This is a genomic window from Paracraurococcus ruber (assembly GCF_004353985.1).
GTDB classification, from domain to species: Bacteria; Pseudomonadota; Alphaproteobacteria; order Acetobacterales; family Acetobacteraceae; genus Paracraurococcus; species Paracraurococcus ruber.
Map to the genome: position 1 here is coordinate 1 of NZ_SMOA01000687.1, position 498 is coordinate 498.

A 498-nucleotide genomic window follows, 5' to 3' on the forward strand; every position below is an offset into this window, starting at 1 on the left:
CTCTTACTACGGTCGTATGAGCGGCCTGCGAGTGGTCCGGAGGAAAGTGTGTCGTCGGGCATGCCCCCGGAATCGGCGATGCCCCGTGGTCACCGCAAGGCCGGGATCGGCTGCCGCTTACGCCGCATAGGCTGGCAGCGAGCTTCGGGATACAACGATCGCGCCCTAGTAGAGGCCGACATCTCGCGCTGGAAGCGCGTCATCGGTGACGGGCTCCGATCGCAAACAGATGGCGGCCAGGCGACGGAGGTGGCCATCGCCGCTGACGTGCTGAACCGCATGCTCAAGCTTGGGCGGCCGGAATACGTCCGCATTGCATAACCCCGAATGCGGGTAAGGCTACGTGCGTCCCCACCGCTGATCCCTGCAACGTACTGGTGTACCGCACCCGGCTCCTTGGACAACTGGTTGGGCTACGCGGCGCGCCTGAAGGTCTCCTCCTGCCAGGCGGCGCGCCTGTCGGCGGGGCTGCGATGGCCGTTCTTCTCGACCAGCCAT

Annotated in this window: 1 pseudogene; it reads left to right on the forward strand. The window is 65.9% G+C overall.

Annotated elements, in window-relative coordinates:
* Positions 1-321 (forward strand): annotated as a pseudogene (locus E2C05_RS32450) (IS5/IS1182 family transposase); the annotation flags it as partial.
* Positions 322-498 lie beyond the last annotated feature (177 nt).